The sequence below is a fragment of the Pseudorhodobacter sp. MZDSW-24AT genome (genome assembly GCF_002794355.1).
GTDB lineage: Bacteria > Pseudomonadota > Alphaproteobacteria > Rhodobacterales > Rhodobacteraceae > Pseudotabrizicola.
Map to the genome: position 1 here is coordinate 321,554 of NZ_PGOI01000001.1, position 18,111 is coordinate 339,664.

General features: G+C 66.3%; 16 protein-coding genes and 1 pseudogene. 12 read left to right on the plus strand and 5 right to left on the minus strand.

Going from position 1 to position 18,111, the window contains the following annotated elements; translation table 11 throughout:
- The first annotated feature begins 5 nt into the window (after positions 1-5).
- The 8 genes from rfbC to CUR21_RS01585 all read left to right on the plus strand — a co-directional run bounded on the left by rfbC (position 6) and on the right by CUR21_RS01585 (position 7,926).
- Complete coding sequence (gene rfbC / locus CUR21_RS01550; protein WP_100195286.1) at positions 6-569, plus strand: dTDP-4-dehydrorhamnose 3,5-epimerase; 564 nt, start codon at positions 6-8, stop codon at positions 567-569.
- The gene (gene rfbB / locus CUR21_RS01555; RefSeq protein ID WP_100195235.1) at positions 566-1,606 is read left to right on the plus strand and encodes a dTDP-glucose 4,6-dehydratase; all 1,041 of its coding nucleotides are present in this window, start codon (positions 566-568) and stop codon (positions 1,604-1,606) included. Before rfbC ends, rfbB begins: the two co-directional genes overlap by 4 nt.
- Positions 1,603-2,457: a dTDP-4-dehydrorhamnose reductase gene (gene rfbD / locus CUR21_RS01560; RefSeq protein ID WP_100195236.1), complete on the plus strand. Its 855-nt coding sequence runs from the start codon at positions 1,603-1,605 to the stop codon at positions 2,455-2,457. Before rfbB ends, rfbD begins: the two co-directional genes overlap by 4 nt.
- On the plus strand, positions 2,454-3,332 hold the full coding sequence (gene rfbA / locus CUR21_RS01565; RefSeq protein ID WP_100195237.1) for a glucose-1-phosphate thymidylyltransferase RfbA: 879 nt from the start codon (positions 2,454-2,456) through the stop codon (positions 3,330-3,332). The genes rfbD and rfbA overlap by 4 nt, the downstream gene beginning before the upstream one ends.
- Positions 3,333-3,546: 214 nt before the next feature.
- Entirely contained in the window at positions 3,547-4,662 is a 1,116-nt protein-coding gene (locus tag CUR21_RS01570; protein WP_232622641.1) for a polysaccharide biosynthesis/export family protein, read from the plus strand.
- 240 nt (positions 4,663-4,902) lie between these two features.
- Positions 4,903-5,871: a GDP-L-fucose synthase gene (locus CUR21_RS01575; RefSeq protein ID WP_100195238.1), complete on the plus strand. Its 969-nt coding sequence runs from the start codon at positions 4,903-4,905 to the stop codon at positions 5,869-5,871.
- Between the two features lie 12 nt (positions 5,872-5,883).
- The gene (locus CUR21_RS01580; RefSeq protein WP_100195239.1) at positions 5,884-7,329 is read left to right on the plus strand and encodes a mannose-1-phosphate guanylyltransferase/mannose-6-phosphate isomerase; all 1,446 of its coding nucleotides are present in this window, start codon (positions 5,884-5,886) and stop codon (positions 7,327-7,329) included.
- A gap of 18 nt (positions 7,330-7,347) precedes the next feature.
- Positions 7,348-7,926, plus strand: a complete 579-nt coding sequence (locus CUR21_RS01585; RefSeq protein ID WP_100195240.1) for a hypothetical protein — start codon at positions 7,348-7,350, stop codon at positions 7,924-7,926.
- An 11-nt stretch (positions 7,927-7,937) separates the two neighbouring features.
- Here the strand turns inward: CUR21_RS01585 and CUR21_RS01590 are convergent, their stop codons facing one another.
- The 4 genes from CUR21_RS01590 to CUR21_RS01605 form a co-directional block, all read right to left on the minus strand.
- Complete coding sequence (locus tag CUR21_RS01590) at positions 7,938-8,837, minus strand: hypothetical protein (RefSeq protein WP_100195241.1); 900 nt, start codon at positions 8,835-8,837, stop codon at positions 7,938-7,940.
- Positions 8,838-8,850: 13 nt separating this feature from the next.
- Positions 8,851-9,684 carry a hypothetical protein gene (locus tag CUR21_RS01595; protein ID WP_198431585.1) on the minus strand — a complete coding sequence of 278 codons (834 nt, stop codon included), beginning with the start codon at positions 9,682-9,684 and terminating at the stop codon, positions 8,851-8,853.
- A gap of 113 nt (positions 9,685-9,797) precedes the next feature.
- The gene (locus CUR21_RS01600; RefSeq protein WP_100195243.1) at positions 9,798-11,069 is read right to left on the minus strand and encodes a DUF2793 domain-containing protein; all 1,272 of its coding nucleotides are present in this window, start codon (positions 11,067-11,069) and stop codon (positions 9,798-9,800) included.
- 99 nt (positions 11,070-11,168) lie between these two features.
- Positions 11,169-12,155 carry a glycosyltransferase gene (locus tag CUR21_RS01605; RefSeq protein ID WP_100195244.1) on the minus strand — a complete coding sequence of 329 codons (987 nt, stop codon included), beginning with the start codon at positions 12,153-12,155 and terminating at the stop codon, positions 11,169-11,171.
- A 176-nt stretch (positions 12,156-12,331) separates the two neighbouring features.
- Here CUR21_RS01605 and galE point away from each other — a divergent pair, with 176 nt between their 5' ends.
- On the plus strand, positions 12,332-13,315 hold the full coding sequence (galE, locus tag CUR21_RS01610; protein WP_100195245.1) for a UDP-glucose 4-epimerase GalE: 984 nt from the start codon (positions 12,332-12,334) through the stop codon (positions 13,313-13,315).
- A 21-nt stretch (positions 13,316-13,336) separates the two neighbouring features.
- Here galE and CUR21_RS01615 read toward each other — a convergent pair whose 3' ends face one another.
- Positions 13,337-14,149: an ABC transporter permease gene (locus CUR21_RS01615; protein WP_232622642.1), complete on the minus strand. Its 813-nt coding sequence runs from the start codon at positions 14,147-14,149 to the stop codon at positions 13,337-13,339.
- A gap of 235 nt (positions 14,150-14,384) precedes the next feature.
- Here CUR21_RS01615 and CUR21_RS01620 point away from each other — a divergent pair, with 235 nt between their 5' ends.
- The 3 genes and pseudogenes from CUR21_RS01620 to CUR21_RS18520 form a co-directional block, all read left to right on the plus strand.
- Complete coding sequence (locus CUR21_RS01620) at positions 14,385-15,518, plus strand: sugar transporter (RefSeq protein WP_232622643.1); 1,134 nt, start codon at positions 14,385-14,387, stop codon at positions 15,516-15,518.
- 27 nt (positions 15,519-15,545) lie between these two features.
- The gene (locus CUR21_RS01625) at positions 15,546-16,199 is read left to right on the plus strand and encodes an ABC transporter ATP-binding protein (RefSeq protein WP_100195248.1); all 654 of its coding nucleotides are present in this window, start codon (positions 15,546-15,548) and stop codon (positions 16,197-16,199) included.
- A 134-nt stretch (positions 16,200-16,333) separates the two neighbouring features.
- Positions 16,334-18,111: pseudogene (locus tag CUR21_RS18520) on the plus strand (hypothetical protein); the annotation flags it as partial.

The following is an 18,111-nucleotide window of genomic DNA, read 5'->3' on the forward strand; positions in this document are numbered from 1 at the left end:
CCGGAATGCTTGACGTAAAGACAACTTCCCTGCCCGGCGTGCTCTTGCTGGTGCCGCGTCGCTTTGGCGATGCGCGGGGCTGGTTCTCGGAAACCTGGAACGCGCAGCGCATGGCCGAGGCCGGGCTGGACCTTGCCTTCGTGCAGGACAACCATTCCTTTTCCGCCGAGGCCGGCACCTTGCGCGGGCTGCATTTCCAAAAGCCCCCCCGCGCGCAAGACAAACTGGTGCGCTGCACGCGCGGCGCGATCTTTGATGTGGCGGTCGACGTGCGGCAGGGCTCTGCCACCTATGGCCAATGGACCGGGGCCGAACTGACAGCCGACAATGGCCATCAGCTTCTGGTGCCCAAAGGCTTCCTGCACGGCTTCGTCACCTTGGTGGCCGACACCGAAGTGCAATACAAATGCACCGATGTCTATGCCCCCGACTGCGATGGCGCGGTGTTGTGGAGCAGTTGCGGCATCGACTGGCCGCTGCCCGTCGCCGCCCCCATCCTGTCCGACAAGGACCGCGTGGCCCCATCCTTTGCCGATTTTGACACTCCTTTTAAGGCGGACGCATCATGAAGATCCTCATCACCGGTGGCGCGGGTTTCATCGGCTCCGCCGTGGTGCGCCTTGCGGTGGCGCGCGGGCATCATGTCATCAATCTCGACGCGCTCACCTATGCCGCCAATCTGGCCAATGTCGCCTCGGTCGGGAATTCGCCTCTCTACCATTTCGAACAGGCCGACATCCGCGACCGCGCTGCACTGGCCCGCATCTTCACTGCGCATGCCCCCGATGCGGTGATGCATCTGGCCGCCGAAAGCCATGTCGACCGGTCGATCGACGGGCCGGGCGATTTCATCGAAACCAACATCACCGGCACTTTCAACCTGCTCGAAGCCGCCCGCGCCCATTGGCAAGCGCAGGGCCGCCCCGATGGGTTCCGCTTCCACCACATCTCCACCGATGAGGTCTTCGGCTCCCTCGGCCCAACCGGCCAATTCACCGAAACCACGCCCTACGATCCGCGCAGCCCCTATTCCGCCTCCAAGGCCGCCAGCGACCATCTGGTGCGCGCATGGCACGAAACCTATGGCCTGCCGGTGGTGCTGACCAATTGCTCCAACAATTACGGCCCCTTCCACTTCCCCGAAAAGCTGATCCCGGTGGTCATCCTGAACGCACTGCACGGCCGCCCGATCCCGGTCTATGGCCAAGGCGAAAACGTGCGCGACTGGCTTTACGTCGAAGACCACGCCGCGGCCCTGCTTTTGGCGCTGGAAAAAGGCGTGCCGGGGCGCAGCTATGCCATCGGCGGCGAGAATGAACGCCGCAACATCGACCTTGTGCGCACGATCTGCACCCTGCTCGACGAAATGCGCCCCAGTGGCGCGCCGCATGACCGGCTGATCACCTTCGTGACCGACCGTCCCGGCCATGACGCGCGCTATGCCATCGATCCCAGCCGCATCCGCGACGAACTGGGCTGGTCGCCGTCCGTCACGGTCGAGGAAGGCTTGCGCCGCACTGTGCGCTGGTATCTCGACAACGAAGACTGGTGGCGCCCCCTGCTCGACCGTCAGGGTGTGGGCGAACGTCTGGGGACCAAGGCATGAGCCTTCTGGTCTTTGGCCAGACCGGGCAGGTGGCGCGTGCGCTGGCACGGCTGGCCCCCGAGGCCACCTATCTTGGCCGCGACCGCGCCGATCTGACAGACCCCGCCGCCTGCGCGCAGGCCATATTGCAAGCGCGGCCCACCGCCGTGATCAACGCCGCCGCCTATACGGCGGTGGACAAGGCGGAAAGTGACGAGGCCACGGCGCATCTCGTCAACGCCCTCGCCCCCGAAGCCATGGCGCAGGCCTGCGCCACGCTGGGCGTGCCTCTCGTGCATATCTCCACCGATTACGTCTTTGACGGCGCGGGCGACGCGGCCTTCCTGCCAACCGCGCCCGTCGCGCCCTTGGGCGCCTATGGCCGCACCAAGGCCGAAGGCGAAGCGCGGCTGCGGGCCACCGGGGCGGTGCATGCCATCCTGCGCACGTCGTGGGTCTTTTCGGCCGATGGCGCCAATTTCGTCAAGACGATGCTGCGGCTGTCGGAAACCCGCGACCGGCTGACGGTGGTGGGCGATCAGACCGGCGGCCCCACCCCCGCCGCCGCCATCGCCCAAGCCTGCCTCACCATCGCGGCCCGCCTGCGCGAAGATCCCGCCCTCTCGGGCAGCTACCATTTCTCTGGCGCGCCTGCGACCACATGGGCCGCTTTCTCCCGCGCCATCTTTGCCCTCTCGGGCCGCAAGGTCGAGGTGGTGGACATCCCCACCGCCGATTACCCCACCCCCGCCCGCCGCCCGCTGAATTCGCGGCTCGACGGCACTTCCACCCTTGCCGCCTTTGGTCTGGCCCCGCCAGACTGGCAGGCAGGGCTGCGCGACACTCTGATCCAGCTGGAGGCTTTGGCATGACGACACGCAAGGGCATCATTCTGGCCGGCGGCTCCGGCACAAGGCTCTGGCCCATCACCATGGGCGTGTCGAAACAGCTTTTGCCGATCTATGACAAGCCGATGATCTATTATCCGCTGTCCGCGCTGATGCTTTCTGGCATCCGCGAGATCGCCATCGTCACCACCCCCGAAGACCAGCCGCAGTTTCAGCGGCTGATGGGCGATGGCACACAATGGGGCCTGCGCTTTGAATGGATCGTGCAACCCTCACCCGACGGGCTCGCACAAGCCTATCTGCTGGCCGAGGATTTCCTGAACGGCGCGCCGTCTGCCATGGTGCTGGGCGACAACATCTTTTTCGGCCACGGCCTGCCTGAATTGCTCAAAGCCGCCGACAGCCGCGCCACCGGCGGCACCGTCTTTGGCTACCGGGTGACCGACCCCGAGCGTTATGGCGTGGTGGATTTCGACCGCAACGGCACCGTGCGCGAGATCGTGGAAAAACCCTCCGTCGCCCCGTCGAACTACGCGGTGACGGGCCTTTACTTCCTCGACGGGCGCGCGCCCGAACTGGCCCGCCAGATCAAACCCTCCCCGCGTGGCGAGCTTGAAATCGTCGATCTGCTTCAGATCTATCTGGCCGAAGGCACCCTGCAAGTGGAACAGATGGGGCGCGGCTATGCGTGGCTCGACACCGGCACCCATGAAAGCCTGCTCGACGCGGGCAATTTCGTGCGCACCCTGACCGGACGCCAAGGCCTGCAAGTCGGCTGCCCGGACGAGATCGCCTTCCACCTCGGCTGGATCACCAAGGACGATCTTCTCCGCCGTGCCGAGGTGTTCCGCAAGAACGACTACGGCAAGTATCTTCTCAACATTGCGCAACAGGCCTGACGCCCCCCCCCGCTTGGCCGCCAAGGCCAAGTCGGGGAATCTCGGCCCCTGTCAGCGCCTTGGCGCCCGACCCTCACCCTCAGCCCCGATCCGCGCACAAGACCTTTGCGCGCATGTAAGCTTTTGTAGACAACCTCAGGCGGATGCTGTTCAGTCTGCGGCGACGGGGTGAAAACACCGGACAGAATCGGTGCAGTGTAGGTGACGCAGGACGATGGCGGGACTGTCTCCCAAGATGGTGTTGGTGTGTGTCGGCATGTCTGCGCTTGCCGCCTGTTCCATCCCTCGCGGCGCCGCCCTCCAGTCCGAGGTTCTGCGCGGCCAGACCGATGACACTGCCGATTTTCAGGTCGTCCATGTCACCCGCACCACGGCGGCTCAGGTCGCACATTGGCCCCCGACCGGCTGGCCCGGCGCCTATCGCTGGTTGCCCAACAGCTCTGGCGCCAACAGCCCGCTGATCGCCTCGGGCGACAAGATCTCGCTGGTGATCTGGGACCCTCAGTCCAATTCGCTGATCGCCGCCGAAGGGCAGCGCTCTGTCACCTTGCCCAATCTCACCGTCTCGCCCGAAGGCACGCTTTTCGTGCCCTATGTCGGCGATGTGTCGGTGCGCGGCAAAACCCCGTCGCAGGTCAGAACCGAAATCGAAACCGCGCTTGCCCCCACCGTGCCCTCAGCGCAGGTGCAGCTCACGGTCGAAGTGGGGCGGCTGAACTCGGTCGATATCGTCACCGGGGTGGGGCGCGCCGGGACCTATCCGCTGATGGACCGCAACACCACCATCCTGTCGCTGATCGCGCAGGCCGGTGGCGTGGAAACCACCCTGCGCAACCCGCTGGTGCGGCTGATCCGAGATGGCCATACCTATGAAATCCGCTCGGAAAGCCTGTTTTCCGAAGCCTCGAAAAACGTCCTGATGAAAGGCGGCGACAAGATCTTTGTCGAGGAAGACCGCCGCTTCTTCACCGCTCTGGGCGCCAGCGGACGCGAAGATCTGATCTATTTCGACCGCGATGAAGTCACCGCGATGGAGGCTCTGTCACGCGCGGGCGGGCTGGTCGACGCCCGCGCCGACCCGAAAGGCATCCTCGTGCTGCGCAACTATGACGCGAAGGCGCTGCGGCGCGACGGCAGCGGCCCCAAGAAATCACAAGTGGTCTTTGCCATCGACCTGACAAGCGCGGCGGGGCTGTTTGCCGCCAGATCCTTCAAGATCAACCCGCATGACACGGTTCTGGTCACGGAATCGCCCATGATTGTCACCTCATCGGTCATCGGACTGATCGGCAGCGCCTTCGGATTGCGCAACCAGGCCGTGTCTGACTGATGAAGCGCAGTTTGCCGCGCGCGGCATTTGACGCAAAGGGGCGGCGGCTTTAGGAACGCAGGAACAGGGCGCGGCATCAGGCCGCGCGCCCCGCCCCTGACCGGAACAGCTGTGACGACCATGAGACGCGCGACAACACCGATGTGCCCGGATGCGCCCTGACCCCCTCGCCTTTCGTGGCCTTGCGGGCGCAGGCCCGCGCACGCCGCATGGGGGCACGGCGCAAAAGGAACGTGACCGATGAAGATCTATCTCGCAGGGCATCGCGGAATGGTCGGCAGCGCGATCTTGCGCAGGCTTCAGGCGCGTAAAGCCGCCGGAGAGGATCTGCATCTGCTGACCCGCACCCGTGCCGAGCTTGATCTGACCGATCAGCAGGCGGTGCGCGATTTCCTGCAGGCCGAACGCCCCGATCTGGTGATCCTCGCGGCGGCCAAGGTGGGGGGCATTCACGCCAACAACACCTATCCTGCCGATTTCATTTATGAAAACCTGATGATCGAATGCAATGTGATCCATCAGGCCTTTGCCGCCGGGGTGAGGCGGCTCTTGCAGCTTGGTTCGTCCTGCATCTACCCCAAGGCGGTGCCGCAGCCGATGCGCGAAGAGGCGCTGCTCACCGGCACGCTGGAACCGACCAACGAACCCTATGCCATCGCCAAGATCGCAGGCATCAAGCTGTGCGAAAGCTACAACCGTCAGCACGGGGTGGATTACCGCTCGGTCATGCCGACCAATCTTTACGGCCCGGGCGACAATTTCCACCCCGAGAACGCGCATGTCTTGCCCGCCTTGATCCGCCGCTTTCACGAAGCCGCTCAAAGCGGCGCGGCCGAGGTCATCATCTGGGGCACCGGCACGCCGATGCGCGAATTCCTGCATGTCGATGACATGGCCGAAGCCGCGCTCTTCGTGCTCGACCTGCCCAAGGCGACCTATGAGGCGAACACCCAAGCGATGCTCAGCCATATCAACGTGGGCTCGGGCAGCGATGTCTCGATCCTTGATCTGGCGCGGATGATCGCACGGATCACCGGCTTTCAGGGCCGCATCACCCCCGACCCGACCAAGCCCGACGGCACCCTGCGCAAGCTGATGGATGTCAGCCGCCTCGCGCGGATGGGCTGGCAGGCGAAGATCCCGCTCGAAACCGGCGTCGCGGAAACCTATCAATGGTTTCTGGCCCACCCGACAACCTTTCGCAACTGACAGGCCTATTTCATGACAGATTTCATCCATCCCGTTCTTCTGTGCGGCGGCTCGGGCACCCGGCTTTGGCCCTTGTCCCGCAAATCCTTTCCCAAGCAATTCTCCCGCCTGACCGGGGTGGAAAGCCTGTTCCAAGGCGCCGCGCGGCGTCTGATGGGGCCGGGCTTTGCCGCGCCCGTCGTCATCACCGGCAATGATTTCCGCTTCATCGTGGTCGAACAGCTGGCCGCCATCGAAACCAGCCCGCAGGCCATCCTGATCGAGCCCGAAGGCCGCAACACCGCCCCGGCGGTGTTGGCCGCGGCGCTGCACCTGCGCGCCACGAACCCCGACGCCCTGCTGCTGGTGGCCCCTTCTGACCATGTGGTCCCCGATGCCGATGCGTTCCGTGCCGCCGTGCAGGCGGCGGCCCCGCGCGCGCGCGCGGGCGACATCGTCACCTTCGGCATCACGCCGACCCGGCCCGAAACCGGGTACGGCTATCTCGAACTTGCCCCCGGCGCCGATCCGCGCGCCCAAGAGCCGCAGCCCCTCGCGCGCTTTGTCGAAAAGCCGAAAGCCGCGCAAGCCGAAGCCATGATCGCCGCCGGCAATTTCCTGTGGAACGCCGGGATCTTCCTCTTTACCGCCGAAACGCTGGTGCAGGCCTTCCGCACCCACGCGCCCGTGGTGCTGGACCCGGTCAGCACCGCCGTGGCCGAGGCCCGGCCCGACCTTGGCTTCAGCCGCCTTGATGCCACCGCTTGGGCGCAAGTGCCCGATATTTCGGTGGATTACGCCATCATGGAAAAGGCCTCGAACCTTGCGGTGATGCCCTTCTCGGCGGGATGGTCCGATCTGGGCGGCTGGGACGCGGTCTGGCAGGAGGCAGGCCCCGATGCCGCGGGAAATGTCGCCTCGGACAATGCCACCGCCATCGGCTGCGAAGACACCCTCTTGCGCTCGGAATCGCCCCGGGTGGAACTCGTGGGCATCGGGCTGAAAGACATCATCGCGGTGGCCACCACCGATGCCGTGCTGGTCGCGCATAAATCGCAAAGCCAGCGCGTGAAAGAGGCGGTCGCCGCCTTGCAGGCCAAGGGCCGCGCGCAGGCCACCACCTTCCCCACCGACCACCGCCCTTGGGGCATGTTCGAAAGCCTCGTGATCGGCGCACGCTTTCAGGTCAAGCGCATCGTGGTGAACCCCGGCGCGGCGCTCAGCCTGCAATCGCACCACCACCGCTCGGAACACTGGATCGTTGTCGAAGGCACCGCGCGGGTGACGGTGGATGATCAGGTGAGGCTGGTGACAGAGAACCAGTCCGTCTACATCCCCTTGGGGGCCGTGCACCGCATGGAAAACCCCGGCAAGGTGCCGATGGTGCTGATCGAGGTGCAGACGGGCAGCTATCTGGGTGAGGATGACATCATCCGCTACGAAGATGTCTATTCCCGTGGCCAAGGCGCCAAGGGCTAAGGTCCGGCATCCACCCCCATGACACATCCGGTGATCGCCGAAACCACCGCCACCCTCGCCCGACTGCGCAAGGCCCGCTTGCGTGGCCGGGCCGAGGAAAGCCAGCACCTGTCGCCCAATGTCTATTTCTGCTGGGACAAGGCGCAAGGCGCGGCGGACATCACGCTCACCCCCGCCCCCGGGGCGCTCCTCACCGCCGAAATCGCCGTGAGCGGCGCCCCCGGCTGGTTCACCCTGAACATCGGTCTGGGGGCCGGGGCCTTTGCCCCCGGCGGCGCCTTCGGGCTGGCCCTTGCCGCCAGCAGCAGCCAGCCGATCACCCTGCACCCGTTCCTGCGCTCTGCCTTTGGCGAGACGCGCCACGACACCCACCTGACCGAATCCCTCCGCCTCGGCCCCGATCTTGCGCCGCGCCTCGCGCTGCACCGCATCCGCCCGCAAGATGCCATGGCGCAGAGCAACGGTTTCCACACGCTCATCCTGCCGCTGCCTTGCGCGCGCTTCCGGCTCCACCTGCAAGACATGCGCGCCTTTCATGTTCCGCCGCAGCCCGGGGCGCCCTTGCCGCCGTCCACGCTTTCGGCCCTCGCGCGCTGACCTGCCCGGCCTCAGAAATCGATGCCGCTTTTCTCCACCGGTCGGAATTGCCGCGCCAACCGCTGCGCCATGTCGGAAAACGAGCTCCAGTGGCTGGCCAACAGTCGCGGCGCCGCGGTCAGCAGCATCAAATCGGCCAGCGCATATTGCAACTGCCGCGCCGAGCGATCAAAGCGGTCGCGCGGCAGAAAGCGGATGCGCGCGCCAAAACGCTCTTGCAAGGCAGCATAGGTCGCCGCCAGATCCGCCGCCACAAAGGCGCTTTGCGCGCCTTGGTCGAACAGGGTCTCCAGCCGCGCGGCAAAGCGGCCCACATCACTTTTCTGCCGCCACATCACCAACTCGGCATGGCGCTCGGGCGGCCAGTTCTCCGGGGCTTCATAGGGCAGATGGTCAAACGCCGGTCCGGTTCCCATCCGGATATGCACCGCCACATCCGATGGATGCGGCACCTCGGCCACCAAGTCCAGCACTTCTGCCGCAGGGGTCAGGCTGTGCAGAAACGCCTGCTCGCGGGCCAGTGATGCAAATGGCCCCGTCAGCGCATAGGCGGATCGGATGAACACATCCCCGCCCTTGTCTCCCGCTGCCAGAATCGGCGCGCCATGGCGCGACCCGGGCTCGATCTCCATATCATTGTGCACATAGGCGGCGCGCTCGCGGAACAGATCGGCCGCCGCATCCTCCAGCACCGGGCCGGGATAGCGCAGCACATCGGACAACCGCGCCGCGCAATGCGCATCGGGCCGCCAGACCACCACCAGCTGGCGGTCGGTCGCCTCGGCAATCGCCGCGGCCGAGGCCATGGCCCGCAGCCGGTTGCACAGCCCATGCTGCACATCGATGAACAGATGCGCGCGTGAACGCAGCCGCGCCGGGGCTGCCAAGCCCGGATCATGCGGCGCGCTCATCGACGCGCCCGCGTCATGACCGGCGCAGCGCCCGGAACATCCGCGTGAACCGCCACGAACGTGACTGATACACCTGCGCCAGTTCCCGCTCCACCGCCACCAGCCTGTCTGCCTGCGCCGCCTGCTCGGTCTGGGCTGCCAGCAAGGCCGCCGCCAGTGCCGCATCACGCGCCGTGCGTTCGGCCTCTGCCGCCTCCATCTGCCGCTCCAGCGCCTCGGCCTTGGCCGCGTCCAAGGTCAATTCGGCCACCCGCTCGCGCAAAGCCTCCACAACACCGTTCAAGGCCGCAAAATGGCCCAGAGCCGCCTCGCATTGGTCCAGATCATGCACCTCGTCGCCGCCGCCGCGCCGCAGGTCGGCCACATCCGCCGCCATCCGGCCCGTCTCGGCATCCTGTGCCACCAGAACCCCGGCCAGCACCATATACATCGCATCAGGCTGCGGCGGCAGCGTCACCGCCTGCGCGGCCTCGCCCGCCGCCCCGAACAGCGCCAGCGCCTCGGGATCGCCGGCAGCCACCGCGCGCGCATCCAGCACCCACAACCGCTGCCAATGCCGCTGCACCTCATCCAGCAAAGGCGCCATCACCGCCTTCCAGCCCGTGAGCGCGGCTTCGCAAGACCCCGTGTTTTGCAGGATGCGGGCCAGCGCCTCGGTCGGATCGGGCAGAATCAGCACCAGTTGCGCCTCGGCATGCTCCACCGCCGCCGTTTCCAGACTGTCATGCACCGTAAGCGTCGCGCCCTCGCAGGCCGCCGTCACCTGCGCGATCACTAGATCGGCCATCGGATCTTCCGGCGGCAGGATCAGCGCAAATGCCGCGCCCGCCTCTGCTGTCTCCTGCATCGACATCCGTCACCCTTGAAAAAGCAAGCTCCGGTTATGAAAGCAAACGACCGCAAGTTCCACCCCTTTTCAGCGCTCCGGCAGCCATGTCAGGGCGACACGCGCCATCCTGCCTAGAACCAGCGGCCAACCGCCGTCAGATCCACCATCCCGGTCGCGGTGGCCAGCGCGGCCGTCCGCATCACCCGCACCGATGTCGCGGCCTCCGACGTCGCCGTTGGCCCCGACGCAAGCCAAGCCATCGGAAGGTCGATGCTCGGCAGTCCTGACACAGCCGGGGGCGCCACGAACAGCGCCGGAAAGGTCCAGACATAGCTTTCCGACATGAACAGCGCGCCCGTCGCGGTCGCCACGCCCGAAGGCACGGCCAGCCGCTGCGTGCAGATCTGGGTGCCATCGGCAAAGCGCATATAGGCGCCTTGCGCGGTGCTGCCCCGCTCCACCAAGGCCCCGGTGGGCACCCCGGCGCTCTGGCTCACACTGCCCAGCACATTGCCCTGCCGAAAGGCCTGCGCAGGCCCCGCTTCGGTGCGCAAAAGCCGCCCCGCAGTGACATCGCTGGCCGATTGCGTCACCGCCCATCCAGTGATCGGCACATCAATCTGGCAGGCGCTCTCTGTCAGCAGCCAACGCCGGACGCCACCCGTCGCCGCGCCAATCTGATCCGCCGCCGGACGGTGAAATCCCGTGTCCGCGTCCCCAGCAAAGCCCAGCGCCGGGGTGGCGGCACTTCCCGACGGCAGCAGGGCCCCTGCGGGCAAGCTCACCTGCCCGCTCGCCGGGGCCACAATCAGCGCCTCCGACCACTGCGCTCCATCGGCGCTCACCTTGATCGCAAAGCCATCCGTCCCCGCCAGCCCCATCTCGGCACGGCCCGACCAATCGGTCTGAAACAGCAGCGAGCCCGTCTCTTCCGCGGCCGCCTTGTTGATCTTCAGCTGATGCCCCGCGCCTGCATGCGACAACAGCGTGGCCGCCGCCGCCACCGCCAGCCGGTTGGTGGCGTCATAGCTGGCGCCGATCCCCAGCCCTTCCACCCCCTGCAAGGGCAAGCCCACCCAAGCGCCGCCCTGAAACACGCGCAGGCTGCCGCTGGACCGGTCCCAGCCCCGCCAGCCTTCCCGCGGGGCCAGATGCAACCACCCGGCCCCCACCCGCATCGCAAGGGACCCCGCCTGCCCTGCCCATATCCCCGTCGGGGCCGGGCCCAGCGCCCAGATCTGCCCCTCTGCCACCGTCTCGGGCGGCGCCTCCTGCCCCACCGCCTCCAGACACAGCTGCACCGCCCCATCCAGCACCAAGAGGGCTTCGTTATGGGTCACATGCTTTTGCGCCTGCGCGGGCTGGATGATCGGCATGACAAGGTTTTGCGTGGTGTCCGACATCGCGGCAGGCTCCTGAATGCACAGATTGCGGTGAACCGAACCCTAAGCGCGACAGAGCTAACAAGGCCCCAGCGCAGCGCATGCCGCCTTCACCCGGCCTTAACGCTGGCCCCCCTCCGCCAGCCGCAGCACCTCGGCATGCGGCAGCGACAGGTCGCGCCGCAACGCATCACGCACCGCCCGCCGCAGCACGCGCCGAAAGGCCACGCGCTCCTCCGCCGCATAATGCCGCGCCTGACGGGGCCACTGGATCAGCCACAAGGGCAACATCAGCCAGAACGCCGCCCCCGCCGCCAGCCGGTACAACAGCAACCGGTTGCGGTGATAATAATACACCTTCCACAAGGGCCGCACCACGCCCCCCGCCCCCAGCGAATCGCTGTCATGCACAAAGCGGATCTGCGGCGCAAAGCCCATCCGCCCCCCCCGCCGCGTCAGCGTCATCGTGTAAATCGCATCATCGGCGTAAAGAAACAGCGCGGGGTCCGGCAGCCCCGCAAGACTCAGCGCCCGCCGCGACAGGAAAAGCCCCACGAAAGACGCGCCATCCACCGGGCGCAGCCCCCCCTCTGCATAGGCCGCATCCGCCAGATGAAAGGCCGCGCGCCCTCCGCCCAACAGCGTGCGCAAGAACACTCCCCCATGCCAGAACGGGTTCACCGTAGGCCGGTTCATCCGGCAGATCCGGCCATCCGGATGCCGCACCGCCGCCGCCACCGCGTCCAGCCCCTGCAAGGCGCCCTGCCGCAACAGCGCGTGAAACTGCGCCAAGGCCCCGGGCGCGGGGCGCGCATCATCATCCATCACCACGATCCAATCCGGGTCATAGACCGCCTGCGCCCGCGCCAGCCCATGCGCGAAGCCGCCCGCCCCGCCCACATTCCGGGCCAGCCGCTCCACCCGCAACCGCGCATCGAGGCAAGAGCCAAGCCAATCTGCCGATCCATCGGTGCTCGCATTGTCCACCACCATCACCGCGCCCAACACCTCGGGCGGATGGGCCAGCAGCGCGGCAAGGGTCTGCCGCAACTGGGGCAACCGGTTGAAGGTCACGACGACCGCCACAAGGGGTGTTGACCCGCGCATCCTTGCCTGTGGAAACCCCTGATTGCCGCAGAATTGTGATACCTGCCATATGCGACAGCACAGGCAACGACTCAACTGAAATTCCTGTCCCCCCCTGTGCCACAAGGCATTTCTGCGGTTGCTGCATGGCCCCGGCGCATGGCACCACTCCCGCAGCGATTTAAAGGAGAACACATTTGGATCACGTATTGGTCACCGGCGGCGCAGGCTATGTCGGCTCGCATGCCTGCAAGGCGCTGCGCAAAGCGGGGTTCCTCCCGGTCACCTTCGACAACCTCTCCACCGGTTGGGAACAGGCGGTCAAATACGGCCCCCTCGTCAAGGGCGATCTGATGGACCGCGCCGCAGTCGATGCCGCCTTCGCGCAGTACCGCCCCGTCGCCGTGTTGCATTTTGCGGCCCTCTCTCTGGTGGGCGACAGCATGAAAGACCCCGCGCATTACTGGCGGGTCAACATCGGCGGCGCGCTCAATCTGGCCGAGGCGGCGGTGGCCCATGGCTGCCTCAATTTCATCTTCTCCTCCACCTGTGCCACCTATGGCGATCAGGATGGCGTGCTGCTGACCGAAGACACCGCCCAGCGTCCGATCAATGCCTATGGCGCCTCCAAACGCGCGATCGAAGATGTGCTGGCGAATTTCGAAGCCGCTTTCGGCCTCAAACATGTGATCTTCCGCTATTTCAACGTGGCGGGCGCCGACCCGGAAGGCGAGCTGGGGGAACAGCACCGCCCGGAAACCCATCTCATCCCCCTGATGATCGAGGCCATTGCAGGCCGCCGCGACGCACTCACCCTGCACGGCACCGATTATCCCACCGCCGATGGCACCTGCATCCGCGACTACATCCACGTGACCGATCTGGTGCAGGCGCATGTGCTGGGCTTGCGCTGGCTTCTGGATGGCAAGGGCACTGCCGCGTTCAACCTTGGCACCGGGGTGGGGTTTTCCGTGCGCGATGTGATCCGTCACGCCGGACAGGTCACCAACCGCCCTGTCCCCATCACCGAAGGCCCGCGCCGCGCGGGCGATGCCGCCGTGCTCGTCTCGGGCAGCCAGCGTGCCGAGGCGGAACTGGGCTGGGTCCGCAGCCATTCCACGCTGGATCAGATGATCCGCGACGCTTGGGCTTGGGACCAGACCCCCGGCTACCAGTCCTGATCCCGGCCAACCGGGTCTGCCTCAGACCCGGTTCAGCAGGTCCTTATGATAACGCCGCAGCAACAGCAGCCCAAAGACCAGCGGCACCAAGGACCAGATCAGCACCAGCGTCACCGAAACATAATCGGGCCGGTAGGTGGCATAAAACCCTTCGCGCATCAGCCCGGCAATATGCATCCAAGGCAGGTAATACAGCACATCCTGCGCCGCCTTCGGCACGCCTTCATAGATGAAAAACACGCCCGAGACGATGAACAGCGGCCGACTGGCGATCGACCACGCGATGTCCCACACCTCGATCCGGCTGCTCAAATAGCAATTCATCGTGCCGATCCCCAAACCCAGCAGCGCCGACAGGCCCATTGCCAGTGCAATCTTGGGCAGGTCCAGCAGCGCGGTGGTCGGTGATACCACCAGCACGCCCCACAACACGATCAGCGTCACCAGAAAGCCCGTCAGGGTGTTCAGCAGGAAGCGCGCCAACAGCGCATCCATCCAGGTGACCGCCGGATACATCAGCAGCGGTCGGGAAAAGCCGATGGCCCGCGCCGTCACGTTGGAAATCGACTGATACATCGCGAAAGGCATATACCCCGTGGCATAGAACAACAGGAAATCCGATCCCAAAGCCGGGGCATGAAACATCAGGCCAAAGCCCACCGCCATCACGATGATCGCGCCCACCGGCTCCAGCAAGGCCCAAAGATAGCCCCCCGGCGACCGACCATAGCGCGTCGACATTTCGCGCAACACCAGCGCAGCCACGGTGCGCAAGCTCGCCCATCTTCGGCGCGCGCGCGGCGCGCCCATCGGCAAAGGCAGGGGGGTCGTCATGTCCATCGCGCCACGTTTCGCCCTCGCCGGGTTTCGATGATCTGGTGACACACCCTCTGGTTATGGTGTATTGGCGATCAGAGTGCAAATCATTCAAGGTATGCTTGATGTGAGCGAACCGGCCAAACCGCACGCAGCCCAGCCTCTCGCCGCCGCAGCGCCGCTCAAGCCCGTTCCTGCTCCCCCGCCTGCCCCCGCGCCCGACCCTGCCCCGATGGCAGGGTCCCCGCCGCAGATGCGCCCCGTGGCCGGTCCAGCCCGGCTCAAGCGCCGTCATTACGGGGTGATGCTTTCCTTCCTCGCGCTCGTCCTGCTGCCCGGCCTCATCAGCGCCTTCTACCTGTTCGCCCTCGCCCAAGACCAATACGCCTCGCGCACCGGGTTCATGATCCGGCAGGAAGATGGCAACAGCGCCAGTTCCATCCTTGGCGGCCTCTCCTTCCTCACCGGCGCGGGCCAAGGGGTGAATGCGGGTGTCTTGCATGAATTCATGCAAAGCCAGACCATGATGCAAAAGGTCGATGCCCGCATCGATCTGCGCGCGCATTACGCCGTCGGCTGGCCCAGCGATGCGGTCTATTCCATCTGGGCGGACGCCACCAACGAAGAGCTGTTCCGCTTCTGGCAACGCATCTTCCGCCTGTCCTACGATTCCGCCTCGGGGCTGATCGATGTAACGGTGCGGGCGCGCGATCCAGCCACTGCCCAGCGCATCGCGCAGGTGATTCTGGACGAAAGCCAGATCATGATCAACCAGCTCAACGAAACCGCGCGGCGCGACGCGCTCACCAACGCCGACCGCGAACTGGAACAGGCGGTGGCGGATCTGCGCACGGCGCGTGGCGCGCTCACCCTGTTCCGCGCGCAAAGCCGGATCGTCGACCCGATTTCGGATATTCAGGGCCGCCTCGGCGTTGTCTCGAACCTGCAACAGCAGCTGGCACAGGCGCTGGTCGAGCTGGATTTGCTTGATCCCTCCACCCGCGTCGATGATCCGCGGCGCGCGCAACTCACCCGCCAGATTGCCGTGATCCGCAACCGGATCGAGCAAGAACGCAATTTCTTTGGCACCACCGCCGACCCCGGCTCTGATGACAGCTACCCCGAGACGATCGCGCAATATGAAGCGCTCAGCGTCGATCTCGAATTTGCCGAGCGCAACTATACCGCCGCCCTCGCGGCCCGGCAGGCCGCCCTGTCCAAGGCGAGCCGCCAGTCGCTCTACCTTGCGGCCTATATCCCGCCCACCCTCGCGCAGGATGCCGAATTCCCGCAGCGCTTCACCCTGCTGGCCTTGATCCTTGGCTTTCTCACCATGGCATGGGCCACCCTGACCTTGATCTATTACAGCTTGCGCGACCGGGGCTGACACCATGCCACAAGGGCCAGCCCGGCAATGATCCTGTTCGAAAACCTCTCCAAGGGGTTCTGGGTCCGGGGCGAGTGGCACACCGTCCTCGACAACCTCACCCTCACGCTGCCCCGTGGCAAATCCCTCGCCCTTCTGGGACGCAACGGCGCGGGCAAATCCACCCTGCTCAAGATCATCGCCGGCACCATGCCGCCCACCGCGGGCCGCGTGGTGGTTCACGGCAGCGTGTCTTGGCCCGTCGGCTTCGGCGGCAGCTTCCACCGCGATCTCACCGGCGCGCAGAACACCAAATTCCTCGCCCGCGTCTATGGTGTCGACACGCAAACCCTTGTCGATTTCGTCGAGGATTTTGCCGAACTGGGCAAGCATTTCCACATGCCGATGAGCACCTATTCGTCGGGCATGTATTCGCGGCTGGCCTTTGGTGTCTCGATGGGCATCGCCTTTGATGTCTATCTGGTGGACGAAGTCACCGCCGTCGGCGATGCCCGCTTCCGCGCCAAAAGCGCCGCCGTCTTTGCCGAGCGGATGAAGCACGCCTCCTCCGTTCTGGTCAGCCACAACCCCGGCGACATCCAGAAATTCTGCGACGCGGCCCTGCTCCTGCACGCGGGCAAGCTCACCTATTTCGATGATGTCGATCAGGCCCTCGCCGCCCATGGCGCCCTCCTGCGCTAAGGTGCCCGCCCCAAAGCAGCGCGATCTTTAGAAAACTCCGCGCGAAATGCCCAACTGTCGCCCTCCGTTGGTCACGCCCTGCCCCCTGCCCCGCCACAGCCTGTCTTGCGCACTGTGACCTGTGGGGGGACTGCATGCTGCAAGAGGTGGATCGCTTTGCCAGCGGCAACAGCGCGGCGGATCTCGGGCTGGTGGATCTTTCGGTCATCGCAGGGCCACAAGGCCTGCGCCTTTTCACCTATTCCGGCACCAATGGCGGCGTCGCCAGCTATGCGATCGACAGCACAGGCCGCCTGTCGCCCTTGGCAACGGCGGCGGTCTCGGTTGGCCATGGCCTGCGCGCCGAAACCGATATGACGGTGGCCACTCTGGGCAGCACCACCGCCCTTCTGATCGGCCTCACCGGCAGCAGCGGGCTTGCAGGCTGGGGCTCCAACCTGTCCGGCGCCATCGGGCGGCCCTATGCGCTCGCCTTGCCCGGCGGCTTCAGCGGCCAGATGCATCTTGCCCCCCAGCCCGACCCCACCGCACCGCTCTTCGTGCTCTCGCCCCAAAGCGGGCGCGTCGCGGCCTATGATCCGGACCGCGCCACGATGGTGGCACTCTCCGGCCCCGACGCGGCCCTTCAGGGCAGCCATGGCCTGTCTCAGGCGGTCACGGGCGGCCAGACCCATCTGATCAGCATCGACGCCAGCCGCGCCGGGCTGACAGTGCTGCGCCACGACGCCGCCAGCCAAAGCCTCAGCCAGACCGACAGCCTCACCACCCGCGAAGGCCTCGCCGTTGCCGCCCTCTCCGATCTGGCCATCGCCCAAAGCGGCGGCCAGACCTTCGTGATCGCCGCCGCCGCGGGCAGCTCCAGCCTCACCGTCTTGCGCCTCTCCTCCGAAGGCCAGCTCACCCTTGCCGACCATGTTCTCGACAGCCGCGACACCCGCTTTCAGGCGGTCGCCGCCCTCGACTCGCTCACCATCGGCGCACAAACCTTCGTCGCAGCCGGAGGCGGGGATGACGGGATCACCCTCTTTCGGCTTCTTCCCGATGGCACCCTGCAAACCCTTGCCACGCTCGAGGATTCCCTGACCTCCGGTCTCACCAATGTCTCGGCCCTCAAACTGGTCCACATCGGCAGCAGCCTGTTCCTCTATGTCGGGGGCGAAACGGAACAAGGCCTCAGCGTCCTTCAATGGCGTCTCGACCCTGATGGCACGGTGATCGCCACCGCCACCCCGGGCGCCACCGTCACCGGCACGCCGGGCGCCGACGTCCTCACCAGCATGGCCAGCGGCCAATCGCTTCTGGGTGGCGACGGCGCCGATGTGCTGATCGCCACCGCCAGCGGCGCCACGCTCACCGGCGGCGCAGGCGCCGACAGCTTCGTGCTGCGCGACGCCGCCCTCGACACCACCATCAGCGATTTCCAGCGCGGCCTCGACCAGCTTGATCTCGGCGGCTGGCCCTTGCTGCGCGACATCAGCCAATTGGTCGCCACACCCACCGCCGAAGGCCTCAGCCTTGCCTTCAACGGCCGCAGCGTCACGCTCCGGGCCGACGATGGCCGCCCGCTCACGCTGGCCGATGTGCTCCCGCAAGGGCTCGGCCCGTCCCGGCTCCCGCCCGCCACCCTCACCGCCAACCCCGAAGGCGGCTCGCTCCCCGGTGAAGGCGATGGCGCACTCAGCCCGGGCACGCCCACACCACCGGGCGGCCCCACAGACGGCGGTGGAACGGGCGGCAGCGGGACGGGCGGCGGCGGGGCTGGCGGCAGCGCCGGGGGTGGCACGGGAGGCAGCGGCACGGGGGGCAGCGCCGGGGGTGGCACGGGGGGCACGCCCCCCGGAGGCAGCACGGGCGGAGGCAGCACAGGGGGCGGCCCCACCCCGCCGCCCGCCGTCACATTGCCCGCACAGCC

What these genes read in the sequence shown, in the direction of transcription:
- rfbA (WP_100195237.1), top strand. Translation starts at nt 2,454, where the DNA reads ATGACGACACGCAAGGGCATCATTCTGGCCGGCGGCTCCGGCACAAGG.
- CUR21_RS01620 (WP_232622643.1), top strand. Translation starts at nt 14,385, where the DNA reads ATGCGCCCCGTGGCCGGTCCAGCCCGGCTCAAGCGCCGTCATTACGGG.
- CUR21_RS01570 (WP_232622641.1), top strand. Translation starts at nt 3,547, where the DNA reads ATGGCGGGACTGTCTCCCAAGATGGTGTTGGTGTGTGTCGGCATGTCT.
- CUR21_RS01600 (WP_100195243.1), bottom strand. Translation starts at nt 11,069, where the DNA reads ATGTCGGACACCACGCAAAACCTTGTCATGCCGATCATCCAGCCCGCG.
- CUR21_RS01605 (WP_100195244.1), bottom strand. Translation starts at nt 12,155, where the DNA reads ATGCGCGGGTCAACACCCCTTGTGGCGGTCGTCGTGACCTTCAACCGG.
- CUR21_RS01595 (WP_198431585.1), bottom strand. Translation starts at nt 9,684, where the DNA reads ATGCAGGAGACAGCAGAGGCGGGCGCGGCATTTGCGCTGATCCTGCCG.
- CUR21_RS01615 (WP_232622642.1), bottom strand. Translation starts at nt 14,149, where the DNA reads ATGACGACCCCCCTGCCTTTGCCGATGGGCGCGCCGCGCGCGCGCCGA.
- CUR21_RS01590 (WP_100195241.1), bottom strand. Translation starts at nt 8,837, where the DNA reads ATGAGCGCGCCGCATGATCCGGGCTTGGCAGCCCCGGCGCGGCTGCGT.
- CUR21_RS01625 (WP_100195248.1), top strand. Translation starts at nt 15,546, where the DNA reads ATGATCCTGTTCGAAAACCTCTCCAAGGGGTTCTGGGTCCGGGGCGAG.
- CUR21_RS01580 (WP_100195239.1), top strand. Translation starts at nt 5,884, where the DNA reads ATGACAGATTTCATCCATCCCGTTCTTCTGTGCGGCGGCTCGGGCACC.
- CUR21_RS01585 (WP_100195240.1), top strand. Translation starts at nt 7,348, where the DNA reads ATGACACATCCGGTGATCGCCGAAACCACCGCCACCCTCGCCCGACTG.
- CUR21_RS01575 (WP_100195238.1), top strand. Translation starts at nt 4,903, where the DNA reads ATGAAGATCTATCTCGCAGGGCATCGCGGAATGGTCGGCAGCGCGATC.
- rfbC (WP_100195286.1), top strand. Translation starts at nt 6, where the DNA reads ATGCTTGACGTAAAGACAACTTCCCTGCCCGGCGTGCTCTTGCTGGTG.
- rfbB (WP_100195235.1), top strand. Translation starts at nt 566, where the DNA reads ATGAAGATCCTCATCACCGGTGGCGCGGGTTTCATCGGCTCCGCCGTG.
- rfbD (WP_100195236.1), top strand. Translation starts at nt 1,603, where the DNA reads ATGAGCCTTCTGGTCTTTGGCCAGACCGGGCAGGTGGCGCGTGCGCTG.